The organism is Actinacidiphila sp. bgisy160 (assembly GCF_057707815.1).
In genome coordinates this window covers 1-15,297 of the sequence record NZ_JBYIQW010000020.1, presented here as the reverse complement: position 1 = coordinate 15,297, position 15,297 = coordinate 1, and the positions used below count along the sequence as shown (strand labels likewise).

General features: G+C 73.1%; 19 protein-coding genes. 13 read left to right on the top strand and 6 right to left on the bottom strand.

Annotation, left to right across the window (positions count from 1 at the left end; translation table 11 throughout):
- Positions 1-53 precede the first annotated feature (53 nt).
- From AC3EUJ_RS17855 to AC3EUJ_RS17835, 5 genes are all read left to right on the top strand, one after another.
- The gene (locus AC3EUJ_RS17855; RefSeq protein WP_431962393.1) at positions 54-1,169 is read left to right on the top strand and encodes a PP2C family protein-serine/threonine phosphatase; all 1,116 of its coding nucleotides are present in this window, start codon (positions 54-56) and stop codon (positions 1,167-1,169) included.
- A gap of 42 nt (positions 1,170-1,211) precedes the next feature.
- Positions 1,212-1,433: a hypothetical protein gene (locus AC3EUJ_RS17850; protein ID WP_431962391.1), complete on the top strand. Its 222-nt coding sequence runs from the start codon at positions 1,212-1,214 to the stop codon at positions 1,431-1,433.
- A 108-nt stretch (positions 1,434-1,541) separates the two neighbouring features.
- Positions 1,542-2,195: a TetR/AcrR family transcriptional regulator gene (locus tag AC3EUJ_RS17845; protein WP_431962389.1), complete on the top strand. Its 654-nt coding sequence runs from the start codon at positions 1,542-1,544 to the stop codon at positions 2,193-2,195.
- A gap of 40 nt (positions 2,196-2,235) precedes the next feature.
- Entirely contained in the window at positions 2,236-3,441 is a 1,206-nt protein-coding gene (locus AC3EUJ_RS17840) for a cytochrome P450 (RefSeq protein ID WP_431962387.1), read from the top strand.
- 51 nt (positions 3,442-3,492) lie between these two features.
- Entirely contained in the window at positions 3,493-3,714 is a 222-nt protein-coding gene (locus AC3EUJ_RS17835) for a ferredoxin (RefSeq protein ID WP_431962385.1), read from the top strand.
- A 9-nt stretch (positions 3,715-3,723) separates the two neighbouring features.
- On the opposite strand, the gene AC3EUJ_RS17830 is transcribed toward AC3EUJ_RS17835, so the two are convergent.
- On the bottom strand, positions 3,724-4,671 hold the full coding sequence (locus AC3EUJ_RS17830) for a glycosylasparaginase (protein WP_431962383.1): 948 nt from the start codon (positions 4,669-4,671) through the stop codon (positions 3,724-3,726).
- Between the two features lie 532 nt (positions 4,672-5,203).
- Here AC3EUJ_RS17830 and AC3EUJ_RS17825 point away from each other — a divergent pair.
- Complete coding sequence (locus AC3EUJ_RS17825; RefSeq protein WP_431962381.1) at positions 5,204-6,079, top strand: DivIVA domain-containing protein; 876 nt, start codon at positions 5,204-5,206, stop codon at positions 6,077-6,079.
- Between the two features lie 9 nt (positions 6,080-6,088).
- On the opposite strand, the gene AC3EUJ_RS17820 is transcribed toward AC3EUJ_RS17825, so the two are convergent.
- Entirely contained in the window at positions 6,089-6,835 is a 747-nt protein-coding gene (locus AC3EUJ_RS17820; protein ID WP_431962379.1) for a class I SAM-dependent methyltransferase, read from the bottom strand.
- Between the two features lie 145 nt (positions 6,836-6,980).
- On the opposite strand from AC3EUJ_RS17820, the gene glgA reads away from it, so the two are divergent.
- Both glgA and glgC read left to right on the top strand, forming a co-directional pair.
- Positions 6,981-8,177, top strand: a complete 1,197-nt coding sequence (gene glgA / locus AC3EUJ_RS17815) for a glycogen synthase (protein WP_431962377.1) — start codon at positions 6,981-6,983, stop codon at positions 8,175-8,177.
- A 17-nt stretch (positions 8,178-8,194) separates the two neighbouring features.
- Positions 8,195-9,412 carry a glucose-1-phosphate adenylyltransferase gene (gene glgC / locus AC3EUJ_RS17810; RefSeq protein ID WP_431962375.1) on the top strand — a complete coding sequence of 406 codons (1,218 nt, stop codon included), beginning with the start codon at positions 8,195-8,197 and terminating at the stop codon, positions 9,410-9,412.
- 208 nt (positions 9,413-9,620) lie between these two features.
- Here the strand turns inward: glgC and AC3EUJ_RS17805 are convergent, their stop codons facing one another.
- The gene (locus AC3EUJ_RS17805; protein WP_431962373.1) at positions 9,621-10,040 is read right to left on the bottom strand and encodes a PPOX class F420-dependent oxidoreductase; all 420 of its coding nucleotides are present in this window, start codon (positions 10,038-10,040) and stop codon (positions 9,621-9,623) included.
- Positions 10,041-10,213: 173 nt separating this feature from the next.
- Complete coding sequence (locus AC3EUJ_RS17800; protein ID WP_431962371.1) at positions 10,214-10,519, bottom strand: hypothetical protein; 306 nt, start codon at positions 10,517-10,519, stop codon at positions 10,214-10,216.
- 162 nt (positions 10,520-10,681) lie between these two features.
- Between AC3EUJ_RS17800 and AC3EUJ_RS17795 the strand changes: the two genes are divergently transcribed.
- A complete protein-coding gene (locus AC3EUJ_RS17795) occupies positions 10,682-11,689 on the top strand; it encodes a zinc-binding alcohol dehydrogenase family protein (protein ID WP_431962369.1) in 1,008 nt (335 codons plus the stop codon).
- A gap of 89 nt (positions 11,690-11,778) precedes the next feature.
- Here AC3EUJ_RS17795 and AC3EUJ_RS17790 read toward each other — a convergent pair whose 3' ends face one another.
- Positions 11,779-12,240: a group III truncated hemoglobin gene (locus tag AC3EUJ_RS17790; RefSeq protein WP_431962367.1), complete on the bottom strand. Its 462-nt coding sequence runs from the start codon at positions 12,238-12,240 to the stop codon at positions 11,779-11,781.
- Positions 12,237-12,671: a hypothetical protein gene (locus AC3EUJ_RS17785; RefSeq protein ID WP_431962365.1), complete on the bottom strand. Its 435-nt coding sequence runs from the start codon at positions 12,669-12,671 to the stop codon at positions 12,237-12,239. The genes AC3EUJ_RS17790 and AC3EUJ_RS17785 overlap by 4 nt, the downstream gene beginning before the upstream one ends.
- Before the next feature lie 175 nt (positions 12,672-12,846).
- Here AC3EUJ_RS17785 and AC3EUJ_RS17780 point away from each other — a divergent pair, with 175 nt between their 5' ends.
- The 4 genes from AC3EUJ_RS17780 to AC3EUJ_RS17765 all read left to right on the top strand — a co-directional run bounded on the left by AC3EUJ_RS17780 (position 12,847) and on the right by AC3EUJ_RS17765 (position 15,018).
- Positions 12,847-13,143, top strand: a complete 297-nt coding sequence (locus AC3EUJ_RS17780) for a hypothetical protein (RefSeq protein ID WP_431962363.1) — start codon at positions 12,847-12,849, stop codon at positions 13,141-13,143.
- Positions 13,144-13,614: 471 nt separating this feature from the next.
- Positions 13,615-13,959: a hypothetical protein gene (locus AC3EUJ_RS17775; protein ID WP_431962361.1), complete on the top strand. Its 345-nt coding sequence runs from the start codon at positions 13,615-13,617 to the stop codon at positions 13,957-13,959.
- Between the two features lie 158 nt (positions 13,960-14,117).
- Positions 14,118-14,642, top strand: coding sequence for a helix-turn-helix domain-containing protein (locus AC3EUJ_RS17770; RefSeq protein ID WP_431962359.1), 525 nt, complete (start codon positions 14,118-14,120; stop codon positions 14,640-14,642).
- A gap of 139 nt (positions 14,643-14,781) precedes the next feature.
- On the top strand, positions 14,782-15,018 hold the full coding sequence (locus tag AC3EUJ_RS17765; RefSeq protein ID WP_431962357.1) for a response regulator transcription factor: 237 nt from the start codon (positions 14,782-14,784) through the stop codon (positions 15,016-15,018).
- Positions 15,019-15,297 lie beyond the last annotated feature (279 nt).

Sequence of the window (15,297 nt, the reverse complement as noted above, 5' to 3'; positions counted from 1 at the left end):
TCCGGCCGGACGGGCACCTCGCACCCCCCTTCTGCCCCGGTATGATGCGCTTCGTGATCATGTCCGGATGGCTGCGGCACCGAAGTGCCCGCCTGGACGGCCGCCGGAAGGCCGGCTGGCTCGCCCCGGTGATCCTGACCGTGCTCATCGCCTCGCTGGCGTTCTCCACCCCGCGCGAGATCGCGATCAGCCGCCTGCTGCCCGTCGCGCCCGCCCTGGCCGCCGCGATGTGGCCGGTGCTGGCGACCGTACTGCTGGGCGCGTTCTGCCTGCTGGTCATGGTGGGCCTGAGCTTCGCCTACACCGACCTGGGCACCCCGTACACCGGGGCCGCCATCGTCGCGGTCACCCTGGCGGCGGCGTACGCCAGCCACGTACGGATCCAGCGCGAGGAGGCGCTCTTCCACGCCCGGATGGTCGCCGACGCGGCGCAGGCCGTACTGCTGCGGCCGCTGCCGCGGCACGTCCAGGGCATGGAGATCGAGTCGCTGTACCTGGCCGCACAGGTGCAGGCACGCATCGGCGGCGACTTCTACGAGGTGGCCGACACGCCCTACGGGGTGCGGCTGCTCATCGGCGACGTACGCGGCAAGGGGCTGTCCGCCGTGGGCGCGGCCTCGGCGCTGATCAGCTGCTTCCGGGAGGCGGCGCACGACGAGCCGGACCTGCGGGGGATCATCCACCGCCTGGAGACCAGCATCAAGCGCCACAGCTCCGGCTACCCCGGCCAGGACCTGCCGGAGCGCTTCGCCACCGCCGTGATCGCCGAGATCCCGCACGGCGGCGGCCGCCTGCGGCTGCTCAACTGCGGGCATCCCCCGCCGGTCCTCCTGCGCACCGGCCGCATCCAGGTGCTGGAGCCGACCGCCGCCTCCCCGCCGCTGAACCTCGCCGACCTCATCGGTGAAAACTACTTCGTGGACACCCACACCTTCGCCCCCGGCGACCAGTTGCTGCTCTACACCGACGGCGTCACCGAGACCCGCGACCACACAGGGGCGTTCTTCCCGCTGCCGGACTGGCTGCGGCGGCAGAGCCCGGCGGCGCCCCGCGAACTGCTGGACGGGCTGCACCGGGAACTGGTGCGCTACAGCGGCGGGCGGCTGGAGGACGACATCGCCGCCCTGGCCGTGCGCTCGCCGCACGTCGTGTCCCGCGACGTCCCGTAAATCGCTGTCGCACGGACCCGGCCCGCCCCTACGCTCGCCACCATGCCCCGGCCTCACGGATTCTCCTACCGCCGGCGCGGCGACGGTACCGTGGTCGTCACCCACGGCGCGCGCACCGCCGCCCTCCTGCGCGGGGAGCGCGCCGAGCGGTTCCTGGAGGAAGTGGAGCGCGGCGACGCCCAGCTGGTGATGGCCCGCTGGACCGGCGACTACAAGCGGGGCAACGAGCGCACCGCCCGCGACCACCCCCGCAACCACGGCTGACCGGCCGTCGCGGACCCCCGCCACCCGTACACAAAATGTACAGTTTGATAGCGTTTTGTAAGCTTTTTCCATGGAACGTCGTCGGCCGGTGCCGGATCCGCGACCGCGATGGGCGCTTCGCGGGTGAGCCTGCGCGCCGAACAGCGGGACCTGACCCGCAACCGGATCCTGGACGGGGCGGTCGAGGTCTTCGCCGCCAAGTCCTTCGTCACCGCCACCATGGAGGACATCGCCCGCGCGGCCGGGGTCACCCGGGCCACGGTGTACGCGCACTTCCGCGGCAAGGCGGAGGTCATCGCCGCCCTGACGAACCGGGTGTACCAGGTCACCGACGACCTGTACGCCGAGCTTGCCTCCGTCCCCGAGTGGACCCGCGCCGGCGTCCGCGACTGGCTGGAGCACGCCGCGTCGGGCTGGCGGGCCCTCGCGCCGACGATCCGCGTACTGCTGGCCGCCACCCCCTCGGCGGCCGGTGACGACGGCAGTGCCCGCGACCGCTATCTGGCCGCCCACGAACGCTACGTGGCCCTGCTGACCGCCGGGCCCCGGCGGTGGCGGGGCGTGACCCCCGCGCAGGCACGGCAGCGGGCCCTGATGGCGGTGCTCCAGACCGGGTCGTTCCTCACCGCCTGGATCGCCGGCGGCCGGCCGGTCGACACCGACGACCCGCTGGAGATCCTCGCCGACGACCTGTGCCACCTGCTGCGGCCCGCCCTCGGCGGCCGCGCCGCCGCACCTCGCGATCCCCGCGGGCCGTCGTGAGGACCGCGCCGACACCCCGAGCTCATGGGAGGCGTGCGCCATGGCCACGACCGAGCCCCGGAACTACCCCCTCACCGAAACCGACCGCCTGACCGTCGACCCTGCCTTCGCCCAACTGCGCAAGGACGAGCCGCTGTGCCGGGTCCGGTTCCCCTACGGGGAGGCCGCCTGGCTGGTCACCCGGTACGAGGACGTCAGGACCGTCCTCGGTGACCCCCGGTTCAGCCGGGCCGAGGCGGTCCGCCGTGATGAGCCGCGCCTGCGGCCGCACCGGGGCCTCAAGGGCAGCATCCTGGACCTCGACCCCCCGGACCACACCCGGCTGCGGCGGATCGTGGCCAAGGCCTTCACCGCCCGGCGCATCGAGCGCCTGCGACCCCGCACCGAACAGATCGCGGCCGAACTGGCCGACGGCATGGCCGCCCGCGGCGCCCCCGCCGATCTCGTGGCCGACTTCGCCCTGCCGCTGCCCGTCACCGTCATCTGCGAACTGCTCGGCGTCCCTCTGACCGACCGCGCCGACTTCCGCACCTGGTCCGACGCGCTGCTGTCCACCTCGAAGTACACCCCGCGGGAGATCCAGGACTGCACCGACGCGCTGATGGCGTACATGGCCGCCCTGATCGCCGAACGCCGCGCCGCGCCGCACGACGACCTGCTCGGCACCCTGGTCGACGCCCGCGACAACGACGAGCGCCTGTCGGAACGGGAACTGCAGGTCCTGGCGATCTCGCTGCTCGTCGCGGGCCACGAGACCACCGCCACGCAGATCCCCAACTTCGTCTACGCGCTGCTCACCCACCCCGAGCAACTCGCGGCACTGCGCGCCGACCCCGGTCTCGTCCCCGCCGCCGTCGAGGAACTCATGCGCTACGTCCCCCTGGGCAACGGCGCCGGCATGCCCCGCTACGCGCTGGACGACGTCGAACTCAGCGGCGGCACCGTACGCGCCGGCGAGGCGGTGGTGGTCTGCCCCGTGTCGGCCAACCGCGACGAAACGGTCTACACCGACCCGGACCGGCTCGACCTGCTCCGCCAGGAGGCCTCGCACGTCGGGTTCGGGCACGGACCGCACCACTGCCTGGGCGCCCAACTGGCCCGCATGGAGCTACAGGTGGCCCTGCGCACCCTGCTCGACCGACTGCCCGGACTGCGCCTCGCCGGGCCGGAGGAGAGCGTCGCGTGGAAGTCCGGCCTTCTCCTGCGCGGACCCGAGCGGATGCCGCTCACCTGGGACCGGGCCTGACAACACCTGGCGACAGCCGGCAACACCCGACGAGACCGAAGGACACCGATCATGACCTGGCAGATCGAGGTGGACCGGAACACCTGCATCGGCACCGGCTCCTGCGCCGGCATCGCACCCGGGCATTTCGAGCTACGCGACCGCAAGTCGTGCCCCAGGCACCCGACGGCCGAACCGGACGAGCGCCTGGTCGACGCCGCGGAGTCCTGCCCCGTGGAGGCCATTACCATCCGGGACGCGACCAGCGGGGAACTGATCGCGCCCCAGCCCTGAGGCCTGTCGTCAGACCAGCGTGCGCGGGCGGAGTTCCGGCTCGGTGGAGGCGTCGGTCATCACGGCGTAGACGCTGCCCTCCTGGCCGGCCGCGCCACCGTGCCGCCCGTCCGGGGTGAGCGCCAGCGCCCTCAGCTCGGACCGGTACTCGTCGGGCAGGCCGGCCGCCTCCTCCAGGGCGACGCGGCACGCGTCGGCGGGCTCCTTGCCCAGCGCCAGCAGGTCGACCACCGTACGCGCCGTCCCGCCGCGCAGGCTCAGCTCGCCGCGGCCGGTGCAGGCCGCCCCGCCACCGCGCAGATCGCACCAGTTGCCCGCCCCCGGGACGGCGGAGTCCCCCACCCGTCCCGGGTACTTGAAGGGGTATCCGGAGGTCGAGACGCCCACGCACATCTCGCCCTGCGCGTCCAGGGCGATGATGTTGATCGTCCCCCACGGCCCCTCGTGCGGCGCCATCCGCCGCACCAGCTCCAGCGCCGCCCGCCGGTAGCGGCGGTCGCCGTCCACGGCCGGGGTGTTCTCCCCCTCCACCGCCTCGGCGGCGGTCAGCAGCTGCTCGCGCCACATGGCCCGGGACTCCTCGGTCAGCAGCTCGGCGGCCTCGAACCCGTTCTCCCGCGCGAACAGGGCGGCGCCCTCCCCCACCAGCAGGCAGTGCTGCGGCAGCCGCTCCATCACCGCGCGCGCCACCGAGATCGGGTTCGGGAACCCGCGCAGCGCGCCCACCGCGCCGAACCTGCGGTCCGAACCCGTCATCACCGACGCGTCCAGCTCGACGACGCCCTGCGCGTTGGGCAGCCCGCCGGTGCCGACGTAGTGGTCGGTGAGGTTGTCCTCGCAACGGCGCATCGCCGCCTCCACGGCGTCCAGTGCCGTGCCGCCCCGTCGCAGGACGTCCATCCCGGCCGGCAGACCGACCTCGCTGCGCTCGCTTCCGATGACGACGTGCTGCGTCATGAGTTCCCCTTCTCTGGTGGGTCGGGTCGTACGGGCGCCCCGCGGCCCCCGGCACCCCGCCCCGGCACCGGCGACGAGCTGGTAGGACGTCGCGGCGAGCCCGACGCCGGGCCCGGAAGGGCCGGTCGCCGCCCGGGCTCTGCCGCGAGGACGCGCGCTTCCTCGTGGGTCCGGCTCACGTCGGCGTGCCGGCCGGTTGAGGCCCCGTCGGGCAGCCCACGTGTGCCGTCCGGAAGGTGTCCGTACCCAGCCTCCGGGGGCCTGTATTCACCCGTCCGGCCCTTTCGCCGGACGCGGAAGGAAATCCACGCTGTCTGCGGGCGCGGTGACAGCGCGGATGATCACAGTTGCCACTGCGCCGCCCGCAGTTGCGCCATCCACGCCGCTCGCCCGGGTCCCACGATCGGCGCTGGTGACACCGCCCGCACCGCCCCCGCGCGGTGTTCCCGGGCTGCCCAGGCCCGGTCCGCCGCCCAAGCTGGAGTTGACGGATGCGGTCAGGACTTGTCGACGAACACCTCGAGGTGAGCAGATGGCACAGACGCCGATTACCCCCGAGAACGTGCGCAGGAAGCAGTTCACCACCGTCCGCCTCCGCGAGGCCTACGACGAGCGCGAGGTCGACGACTTCCTGGACGACGTGCAGGCCGAGCTGACCCGGCTGCTGCGGATCAACCAGGACCTGCGCGCCGCGATCTCCTCCGCCGAGGCAGCCGCCCGGCAGCCCGAGGAGCCCGAGCTCGAGGTGGCGTCCGGACCGGAACCCGAACCCGAGCCCGAAGCGGCGCCGGAGCCGAAGCCCGTCCCCGGCCCGGCCGCCGAGGTGACGGAGCCCGAGGCGCCCGAGGCAGCCGAGGAGTCCGCGGAACCGCAGCCCGGGTTCGCCGCCGACAGCACGGCCCGGCTGCTCGCCCTGGCCGAGCGCACCGCCGAGCAGGCCGTCACCGAGGCCCGCGCCGAGGCCCACAAGATCGTCGGCGAGGCCCTCGGCCAGGCCGAGAGCCTGCGCCGCGACGCCCGCGACCGGGCCCAGGCCCTCGAACACGAGGCCCAGGACAAGCACCGCCAGGCGATGGTCTCGCTGGTCACCGCCCGCACCGTGCTGCAGCGCAAGGTCGAGGACCTCCGCACCTTCGAGAACGCCTACCGCACCCGTCTGACCGCCCACATGCGGTCCCAGCTCCGCCGCCTCGACCGCGACCTCGCCCGTTCCCTCGCGCCGCCTCCCGCTCCCCCGACGGTCTCCCTCACCCGCACCACCGCGAAGCGCACCGCGGAACCCCATCCCGTTTCCCCGGCCCCCACCCCGGCCATGGCCACCGCCCCCGACCCGACCGCCCCACCGGCCCCCGCCCAGGACACCACCGCCCTCACCTCCGCGGGCTCCCTGAGCGGGGAGGAGGACTGAGGCGGCCCGTCAGCTCTCCGGAGTGCGGAGCCGGTACACGGAGACGTGGGAGCGGGATTCGGCGGTGAACTCTGCGCCGAGCCAGTCGGCGTGGCGGGACTCCAGGACGAAGCCGGCGAGCTGGGCCATGAGGTCCAGCTCGGAGGGCCAGATGTAGCGGTGCGGGCTGCGGTAAAGCCGGGTCCGCTCGCCGTCGGCGAAGCGGAAGTGGTGCGAGACGACCTGCTGCCGCAGGACGTCGTAGGTGTCCACGCCCATGTACCCGGATTCGGAAGTCCAGACCACCGCCTGCTGACCGGGCGGCAGTTTGCGCAGCTCGGGAACCCACAATTCGATCACGAAGCGCCCGCCCGGTGCGAGATGGCGGGCGGCGTTGCGGAAGCAGGCGACCTGTTCGGCCTGCGTCAGCAGGTTGGAGATGGTGTTGTAGACGAGGTAGACGAGCCGGAAGATGCCCGGGGCGCGGGCGGTGGCCATGTCACCGACGACGACCGGGACGGTCGCGGCGTCCGCCTTGGTGCGCAGTTGGTCGATCATCGGCTGGGACAGCTCGATGCCGCTGACCGGTACGCCCTGGCGAGCCAGTGGTACGGCGACACGGCCGGTGCCGATGGCGAACTCGAGCGCCCGTCCGCCGTCGGCGAGTTCGGCGAGACGGTCCACCGCCGGTCCGAGTACGTCGGGGGCGAACATGCCGGTGCCGGGGGTGTCGTAGGCGCGGGCGGTCTCCGCGCCCCAGATGTCGTCCTGTCGCATACGCCCGACGATCCACGAAGCGCGCGGCGAAGTCGAAGGAATTTGGCGCGGGACATCACGCGCTGAATGGCGGGGAACACGGATCGAACACCGTTCCGCGGGGCATGGATGTCCCCACACGGCGACGGGACCCCGGGAGGCGCCCGTGAAGGTGGCACTGCTCACGCGGGAGTACCCGCCGTACGTCTACGGCGGGGCGGGCGTCCATGTGGAGTTCCTGGCCCACGAGCTAAGGACGCTGACGGACCTTCAGGTCCACTGCTGGGCCGGGGCGGACGGCGCGGACGCAGCCGACGACGCGCACGGCACCGGCGTCACCCGCCATGCCGCCGCCGGGGAGCTCGCGGGCGCGAACGAGGCACTGCGCAGCCTGTCGGTCGACCTGTCGATGGCCGCCGCGCTCGCCGGACAGGACCTTGTGCACTCGCACACCTGGTACGCCAACCTCGCCGGCCATCTGGCCAAACTGCTGTACGGCGTGCCGCATGTGATGACCGCCCACTCCCTCGAACCGCTGCGTCCCTGGAAGGCCGAGCAGCTCGGCGGCGGGTACGCGCTGTCCAGCTGGGCGGAGCGGACGGCGGTCGAGGCCGCGGACGGCGTCATCGCCGTCTCTCACGGGATGCGCGCGGACATCCTGCGGAGCTACCCGTCGCTCGACCCGGCGCGTGTGCACGTCGTCCACAACGGCATCGACACCCGCCTCTACCGGCCGGACGAGGCCACCGGGGCGCTGGCCGCGCACGGCGTCGACCCGGGCCGCCCGTACGCGCTGTTCGTCGGCCGGATCACCCGCCAGAAGGGGGTCCCGCACCTGCTGCGGGCCGCGCGGCGGATCGATCCGGAGCTGCAGATCGTGCTGTGCGCCGGGGCGCCCGACACCCCGGCGATCGACTGGGAGTTCCGCGAGCTGGTGGAGGAACTGCGCGCGGTGCGCGGCGGGGTGATCTGGATCCCGCAGATGCTGCCCCGGCCCGAGGTGGTGCAACTGCTCACACACGCCGCGGTGTTCGTCTGCCCGTCGGTGTACGAGCCGCTGGGCATCGTGAACCTGGAGGCGATGGCCTGCGGCACCCCGGTGGTCGCGTCCGCGGTGGGCGGGATCCCGGAGGTGGTGGAGGACGGCGTGACCGGACACCTGGTGCCGTACGAGGAGAAGGACCCGGAGGCGTTCGAGGCGGGGCTCGCCGCGGCCGTCGGCGCGCTGGCCGGCGATCCCACGGCGGCGGCACGGATGGGGGCGGCGGGACGCGAGCGTGCGGTGGCGGAGTTCGGGTGGGACGCGGTGGCCCGCCGCACCGTGGACGTGTACGAGGAGATCTGCAGGTCGCAAGGGCGGTAGCGGCAAAGGGGGCAGGGATGCGCGGCGGACCATCGGTACTGGGAATCGTGCTCGCGGGCGGCGAGGGCAAGCGGCTGATGCCGCTGACCGCCGACCGCGCCAAACCGGCGGTGCCGTTCGGCGGCGCCTACCGGCTGGTGGACTTCGTGCTGTCCAACCTCGTCAACGGCGACATCATGCGCATCTGCGTGCTGACGCAGTACAAGTCGCACTCCCTGGACCGGCACATCACCACCACCTGGCGGATGTCCAACCTGCTGGGCAACTACGTCACCCCCGTCCCGGCGCAGCAGCGGCTGGGCCCACGGTGGTTCCTGGGCAGCGCGGACGCCATCTACCAGTCGCTGAACCTGGTGTACGACGAGCAGCCCGACTACATCGTCGTGTTCGGCGCCGACCACGTGTACCGCATGGACCCGCGGCAGATGCTGCGCCGGCACATCGAGGCGGGCGCGGGGGCCACGGTGGCCGGCATCCGCGTCCCGCGCGACCAGGCCTCCTCGTTCGGGATCATCACCCCGGCGCCGGGCGGGTCGCGGGTGGAGCGGTTCCTGGAGAAGCCCGTTGATCCGCCCGGTCTGCCAGGGGACCCCGACCGGGTGTACGCCTCGATGGGCAACTACGTGTTCACCACCAAGGTGCTGCTGGACGCACTGGCCCAGGACGCCGAGGACGATGCGTCGGTGCACGACATGGGTGGCAGCATCATCCCGCTGCTGACCGCCAAGGGGCAGGTGCAGGTCTACGACTTCGACGACAACCACGTCCCCGGCGAGACCGCTCGCGACCACGGCTACTGGCGGGACGTGGGCACCCTGGACGCGTACTACGACTCTCACCAGGACCTGATCTCGGTCAACCCGGTCTTCAACCTCTACAACGACCAGTGGCCGCTCTACACGCACTCGCTGCGGCTGCCCCCGGCGAAGTTCGTGGCCGGCGGGATCGCGAGCGAGTCGATGGTCAGCCCGGGCTGCATCATCTCGGGGCAGGTCACGCAGTCCGTGCTGTCGCCTGGGGTGGTCGTGGAGGAGGGAGCGGTGGTGCAGGGGTCGGTGCTGCACGACAACGTCCGCATCGGGCGGGGCGCTGTCGTGCGCCGCGCGATCCTCGACAAGAACGTCGTCGTGCCCGCGGGCGCCACGGTCGGCGTCAACCCGGAGCGGGACCGCGAGCTCTACCACGCCTCCGGCAACGGCGTCATCGCGCTGGGCAAGGGGCAGCGCGTCCTGTGAGCGGAGCGGTGGAGCTACCCGGTGACGCGGCGGCCGCGGGACCGGCCGCCGCGGGCATCCCCAGGGCGGCCGGGACGCGGTGAGCGGCCCGTCGGCGGCCGCCGGCGTAGGGCAGCCGGACGGCCGGCTGGAGGTGACCGGGACCCGCATCCCGCGTGGGACCCGGTCGACGGCGCAGCCGTACGGGGGCTGACGGGCCGCCGGCCGGTCAGCCCGGCTGGCTGCTGTCCTTGAGCGTGCCCCAGCCGTGCCACCGCTCGATCTCGATCAGGCCGCTGACGCGCTCGCGGTCGCGCTGCGGGTAGGGGCGGCCCAGGTACTGCTGGGCCAGCCGGTCGATGTCGGCGAGACCGGTGTCCTCGCGCAGTTCGGCGACGCGCCCGATCAGGGTGAGGTGGGTGTACCAGTTCCCGTCGTCCAGGACCGTGAGGCTGACCCGCGGGTCGTTGCGGATGTGGTCCAGGCGCTTGCGGCCGCCGTCCATGTTGACCAGGACCCGGCCGTCGTCCCACAGGTACCAGGTGGCCGTGGACACCGGCTGACCGTCGGCCCTCAGCGTCGCGATCACGGCCGGGTTGGGCTTCTTCAGCATCTCGATCGCGGCCGGGGTAAGCGGGGGCATGGACACGGGCACTCCTTCTCGGTGATCTTCGGCGCTGCGCGCTCACCGTGCCACATCCCGTACGGCCGCGCGGCGGCCCGGACCCGGCGCGCCCTGCGGTGTCCGCCGAAGGGGCGCCCCCGGCCCCGTGCGTCAGCAGAACCAGCCGAGGCGCCCGGCGGAGCGGGCGACGGCAGTTCTCAGATTCGCTTCACCACCGCGCTGAAGCCCGATGCACTGCGAATAGACCCGGTAGCCGGCGGGCGGCGGCTTCGGTCACGGCTTCGCGGCGGGTTCCTCACGTCCGCGCCGGGGCCGGCGGCCGGCCCGCGCCATTCGATGAGGTCCGGGTCGGCCAGGTCGATGGCGTCGGGACCGGCGCCGGCGCACCGCAGGAAGTCCTGGAAGTCGCGAAGGTGGTACGCGATCCCCAGGATCTCGCCGCCCACGCGGACGCGCCGGCCGCCGCTCATCGATGACGGCTTCACGATGACGCGACGCTGCATGGCGTCAGGATGACGCCCCTTCTTTCCGGCCCTGCCCCGCATCCCCGGCCGCCGGGCGGCGCCCTGGTGGCGGCACCCGGATGGCCCGGCTGTCACTGCCCGGGGCCCGAGGGCGTGCCAGGCTGGCCGAAACCCGTCAGCGCAGTGAGGGAGCCTCCGGCCATGACCGAACGGACCATGCGGGCTGTCGCCTCCTACCGGGGACTGCCCGTGGAGGATCCCGAGAGCCTCGTGGACGTCGAGGTGCCGGTGCCGGATCCCGAGCCCCGAGACGTGCTGGTGCGGGTGCAGGCGGTGTCGGTCAACCCCGTCGACATCAAGGTCCGCCCCGGTCTGCCCGCCTCCGACCGGCCCCGCGTCCTCGGCTTCGACGCCGCGGGCGTCGTCGAGGCGGTGGGTGCGGAGGTGGCCACCCTCCAAGTTGGGGACGAGGTCTGGTACGCCGGGGACCTCACCCGTGCCGGCAGCAACGCCGAGTTCCAGATCGTCGACGAGCGCCTCGTGGCCCGCAAGCCGCGCAGCCTCGGATTCGCGGAGGCCGCCGCCCTGCCACTGACCGGCATCACCGCCTGGGAGACCCTCTTCGACCGGTTCGCCCTGGACGCCAGGTCCACCGGGACCCTGCTGGCGCTGGGCGGCGCGGGCGGTGTGGGCTCGATCCTCATCCAGCTGGCGAAACAGCTGACCCGCCTGCGGGTGCTGGCCTCGGCCGGCCGCCCCGAGACCGCGCAGTGGGTCACCGGGCTGGGGGCCGACGCCGTGGTCGACCACCACGACCTCGCCGCGACCGCCGCGGCGGCGGCCCCGGACGGCATCGACTACCTGCTGTCCCCGCACTCCGCCGGCAACGTCGAGACCTACGCCCGGATCATGCGCCCGGGCGGTCACATCACGGCGATCGACGAGCCCGAGGGACTGGACCTGCTGCCGCTCAAGGCCAAGAGCATCGCGTGGCACTGGGAGTTGATGTTCACCCGGCCGATGTTCCGGACCCCCGACATGATCGAGCACAAGAACCTGCTGCAGGAGATCGCGGCCTTGGTCGACGACGGCCGCGTCCGCAGCACCGTCACCACCACCATCGAGGACTTCTCGGCCGCCGGGCTGCGCCGCGCCCACACGATGGTGGAATCCGGCCGGACCATCGGCAAGGTCGTCGTCACACGCTGAGGAGCGGGGGCGACGGCCACGGGACGGCCAGGCTCGCCTGCCCTGGCCGGCGGCGACAGCCCCGTGCGGGGCGGCCGCCGCCGGGGACCTCAGAGCGCTTCGCCGCCCTCACGGCGGCGAATGCTGACGTACTCGCTCGCGTCGCGGCCGGCCAGGCGGCGCTGGAGGGATCCGGCGATGCGCTCGGCCTGCCGCTTGGCGAGTTCGGCCTTGTCGCCGCGGAAGAGCCCGTCCACCGTCAGGGTCCACAGTGCCAGCCAGCGGCCGAAGTGCTCGGCGCCCAGGGGGGCCATACGGTGCAGGGCGAGATGCGGGGCCAGCGCGTTGCGCCGGTACCGGCCCGCGGCGAAGAGCACCGTTTCCCAGAAGTCGCACATGATCGGCATGTGCGCGTCGAGGTCCATGCGGGCCACCTCGGTGAAGACCGGCCCGATCAGGGGATCGGCGAAGGCCCGCCGGTAGAAGGCGGTCACCAGCACCTCGACGTCCGCGCGGTCCGCGAGGTCACGACCCGTGCCGCCCCGCACGGCCACGGGCCCGGACGCGTTCACAGCCGCTCCAGGACGAGCGCGGCGCCGCATCCGGCCAGGCACAGCGCCTTGACCGCCTCGAGCGCGACGTACCGCAGATGGGCTCGGCTTCGCGGGCCGGTCTCCCCGGCGAGCACGGCGGCGGTGCGGCGGTTCAACGCGGGCCGGACCACGAACAGTTGCGCCAGGAGCATGGCGACGGCCCCCGCGCCGAGACCCAGCGCGACCGGCCCCGGCACCTCCCACGCCAGCGCCACGGCGGCGATCGCCGCGAGCACCGCCTCGACGCGGTTCAGCGCGCGGAAGACGATCCGCCCGATGCTCAGGCCCAGGGGCACGGTGATCCCCTCGGCGCGGAACTTGAGGGGGGCTTCCAGGAACGAGATCCCGAGCACCATCCCCAGCCACACGAAGACCGCGGCCACCTGCGCCAGCACGGCGCCGGCGTTCACCGGGCGCTCCGCTCGGGGCGGCGCCGGACAGTGCGCACGGGATGACGTCGGATGCGGTGAAGGTCCATGCCTCCACCCTAGCGTAAATGCGCATATGAAATGCAAATTAGAGTCGCCCGTCACAATCCCCCCAACGGGGTTGGGGCGCAAGTCGATCGGCCTCGAGAATGGCCCGATGACCTCGCCCGTTCTGCTGCCCGACCACCGCCTCGAAAGCACCGCCGTCGTCGCCGGCAACACCACGACCCGTGAGCGGGGTCTGACCGGCGCCAACAGCTACGCCCGCGAACCCGGCTTCGACCCGGTCGGCCATCTGCTGTCCCACGCTCCCGAGCCGCGCCGGCTCGACCTGTGCGGCGGGCAGGGGCCGGCCCTGCGGGAGGCCTCCGGGCGTCTGCCGGCCACCGCGCGACTGACCGGTGTCGACCTGGTGGGGCCCCTGGCACCGACGCCCCTGCCGCCCTCGGTGTAACTGGTCACCGCGTCGGTGACGGCCTGGGAGCCGACCGCGCCGTACGACCTGATCACCTGCGTCCACGGCCTCCACTACGTCGGGGGCCTGCTCGTCGCCCACTTCGACCCGGCCCCGATCCGCTGGGCCGACGGCGGTCCCGCCGGGGGTTCGTCCTGGCCGCCCTTCGGGCCGAGGGCTTCGCCTGCAGAGCGCGTCACCACCGCCTCACGCTCGACGGCCCGCGCGCCCTCCACCTGCCCCTGCGCTACGTCGGCGCCGACCCGGACGCCGGCCCCAACGACACCGGCCGGCCCGCCGTCGCCGCCCACTACCGCCGCGACGGCTGAGTCGCGGGAGGAACTGCGGACGGCCGGATCAAACCGGTGACGGTTCCTGTCAAGTACCGAAATCCAGCGACATGACGCGTGGGCGGCCGCACGGCTTACTGGAGACATCGCGAACTCCTCCGGCTCACGAAAGAGAGCTCCCATGAAGCGCACCTCCGGTATCCGACGCCTCGTCACGCTGACCGCCGTGACGACCCTGGCAGCAGGAGGCACACTGCTCCCCGCCACCGCGTTCGCCGCGACGCCCGGCCAGGCGCCGGCGCACCCCGTCACCGCCAAGGCGACTGGGCACGGCGGCTGGGGCGGCGGCCACGGAGGCGACTGGGGCGGCCGGGGCCATGGCGACGGCTGGGGTGGTGGGAGCGACTGGAACCACGACAAGGGTCCCGGTGGCAACGGCAACGGCGGCATCATCATCGTCGTCGGCGACAACAATTCCACCAACGTCAACAACGGGACCATCAACAACGGCGTCATCGCCGACTGACGACTCCCCGGGCCCGGTCACGTCACCCCCGACCAGGCCTGCCGGAGGCGCGGGCAGCCACGGCCCGCCGTGGAAGGGCGGAGGTCCTCACGCCCTCCTCGGACCTCCGCCCTTCCACGACACCTCTCCCCCAGCACCCCCGGAACGGAGCACCTGCCATGTCCAGGCACGCCCTGCGGCGTCCCGTCGCCACGGTGATGGCCGCCCTGGCGGTAGCCGGCGCCACCGCGGGCGCCGCGCAACTGACCCACACCACCGCCGCCGACCGCCCCGCCCCATGCTCCCGGTACGACGGCCGCGGGGGCGACGGCGCTGTCACGGGCCGGGACGGCCTGCCCGGCCTGCCCGTCGCGGCGGCCGCGTCCGGATGCGCCCTGCCCGGCGCCCTGCCGGACAAGCCGGAGGACCGGCTCTCCGTCGTGGACAAGGCCCGGATCGTGGTGCTCATGGCGGACGGCGAGGCCCGCGATTCCGAGGTGGCCGCGCAGTACCGGGTCTCCGAGGACCAGGTCGCCGCCTGGAAGCGGCAGCTGCTCCTCGGCGACTGGTTCGGACTCCTGCGCCCGGATCAGCACCAACCGCGGCCACGTCAACGGCTGGAGGGGTACGACCGGGTCTTCGGCATCTTCACCGCGGCCGACGGCGTCCCCCGCCCTCGCGCGGCCGGCACACCCGCCTCGTGACACGTCTGTGACAGTCGGCGGACGATGTGATGACGTCGGCGCGCGAGGGTGGTCCATAGAGGGCAAAACGCCCTAATCGGACATCCATCTCCTGCTTCCGAGGGCGTGAGCAGGGACGACAGCCGCCGAAGGACACCCGATGAGCTCCGCACCCACCACGCCCCAGTCCGGCACCGGGACCGAGGTCCCCGAACTCGCCCCCCGCGAACGCGAGACCCTCCGCCACATCGCCGCGGGCCGCACCTACCTCCAGACCGCCCGCCACATGGGACTGTCCAAGCACACCGTCGACGCCTACCTGCGCCGCATCCGCGCGAAACTCGGCGTCTACAGCACCGCCGAACTCACCCGCACCGCCATCGCACTCGGCCTGTGAGCCCGGCCGCACGGAGGGTGGCAACCGCCGGCCTTCCGAGGGGGAGCCACGCCGGCAGCACGGGTCCCACGACGCGCCAGGCCTCCTCGGCCTCGTCAGCGCGGATGGACAGCAAGCACTTGCCGAGGTCTTCTCGGGCACAGCGGGCGCGGGCCCGGCAGCAGTAGCGCGCGTTGAGGTTTCCGGTCGCCCCGAGGACGGCGAACCTCTCGCGGACCGCGAACTCCTCCGTCGAGGGGCCGATCTGTCGCGACGTCACCCGGGGAGGGGGTCAGGAGC

Coding starts and splice junctions, on each gene's coding strand:
- AC3EUJ_RS17850 (WP_431962391.1), top strand. CDS start 1,212: ATGCCCCGGCCTCACGGATTCTCCTACCGCCGGCGCGGCGACGGTACC.
- AC3EUJ_RS17845 (WP_431962389.1), top strand. CDS start 1,542: ATGGGCGCTTCGCGGGTGAGCCTGCGCGCCGAACAGCGGGACCTGACC.
- AC3EUJ_RS17840 (WP_431962387.1), top strand. CDS start 2,236: ATGGCCACGACCGAGCCCCGGAACTACCCCCTCACCGAAACCGACCGC.
- AC3EUJ_RS17835 (WP_431962385.1), top strand. CDS start 3,493: ATGACCTGGCAGATCGAGGTGGACCGGAACACCTGCATCGGCACCGGC.
- AC3EUJ_RS17830 (WP_431962383.1), bottom strand. CDS start 4,671: ATGACGCAGCACGTCGTCATCGGAAGCGAGCGCAGCGAGGTCGGTCTG.
- AC3EUJ_RS17825 (WP_431962381.1), top strand. CDS start 5,204: ATGGCACAGACGCCGATTACCCCCGAGAACGTGCGCAGGAAGCAGTTC.
- AC3EUJ_RS17820 (WP_431962379.1), bottom strand. CDS start 6,835: ATGCGACAGGACGACATCTGGGGCGCGGAGACCGCCCGCGCCTACGAC.
- glgC (WP_431962375.1), top strand. CDS start 8,195: ATGCGCGGCGGACCATCGGTACTGGGAATCGTGCTCGCGGGCGGCGAG.
- AC3EUJ_RS17800 (WP_431962371.1), bottom strand. CDS start 10,519: ATGCAGCGTCGCGTCATCGTGAAGCCGTCATCGATGAGCGGCGGCCGG.
- AC3EUJ_RS17795 (WP_431962369.1), top strand. CDS start 10,682: ATGACCGAACGGACCATGCGGGCTGTCGCCTCCTACCGGGGACTGCCC.
- AC3EUJ_RS17780 (WP_431962363.1), top strand. CDS start 12,847: ATGACCTCGCCCGTTCTGCTGCCCGACCACCGCCTCGAAAGCACCGCC.
- AC3EUJ_RS17775 (WP_431962361.1), top strand. CDS start 13,615: ATGAAGCGCACCTCCGGTATCCGACGCCTCGTCACGCTGACCGCCGTG.
- AC3EUJ_RS17770 (WP_431962359.1), top strand. CDS start 14,118: ATGTCCAGGCACGCCCTGCGGCGTCCCGTCGCCACGGTGATGGCCGCC.
- AC3EUJ_RS17765 (WP_431962357.1), top strand. CDS start 14,782: ATGAGCTCCGCACCCACCACGCCCCAGTCCGGCACCGGGACCGAGGTC.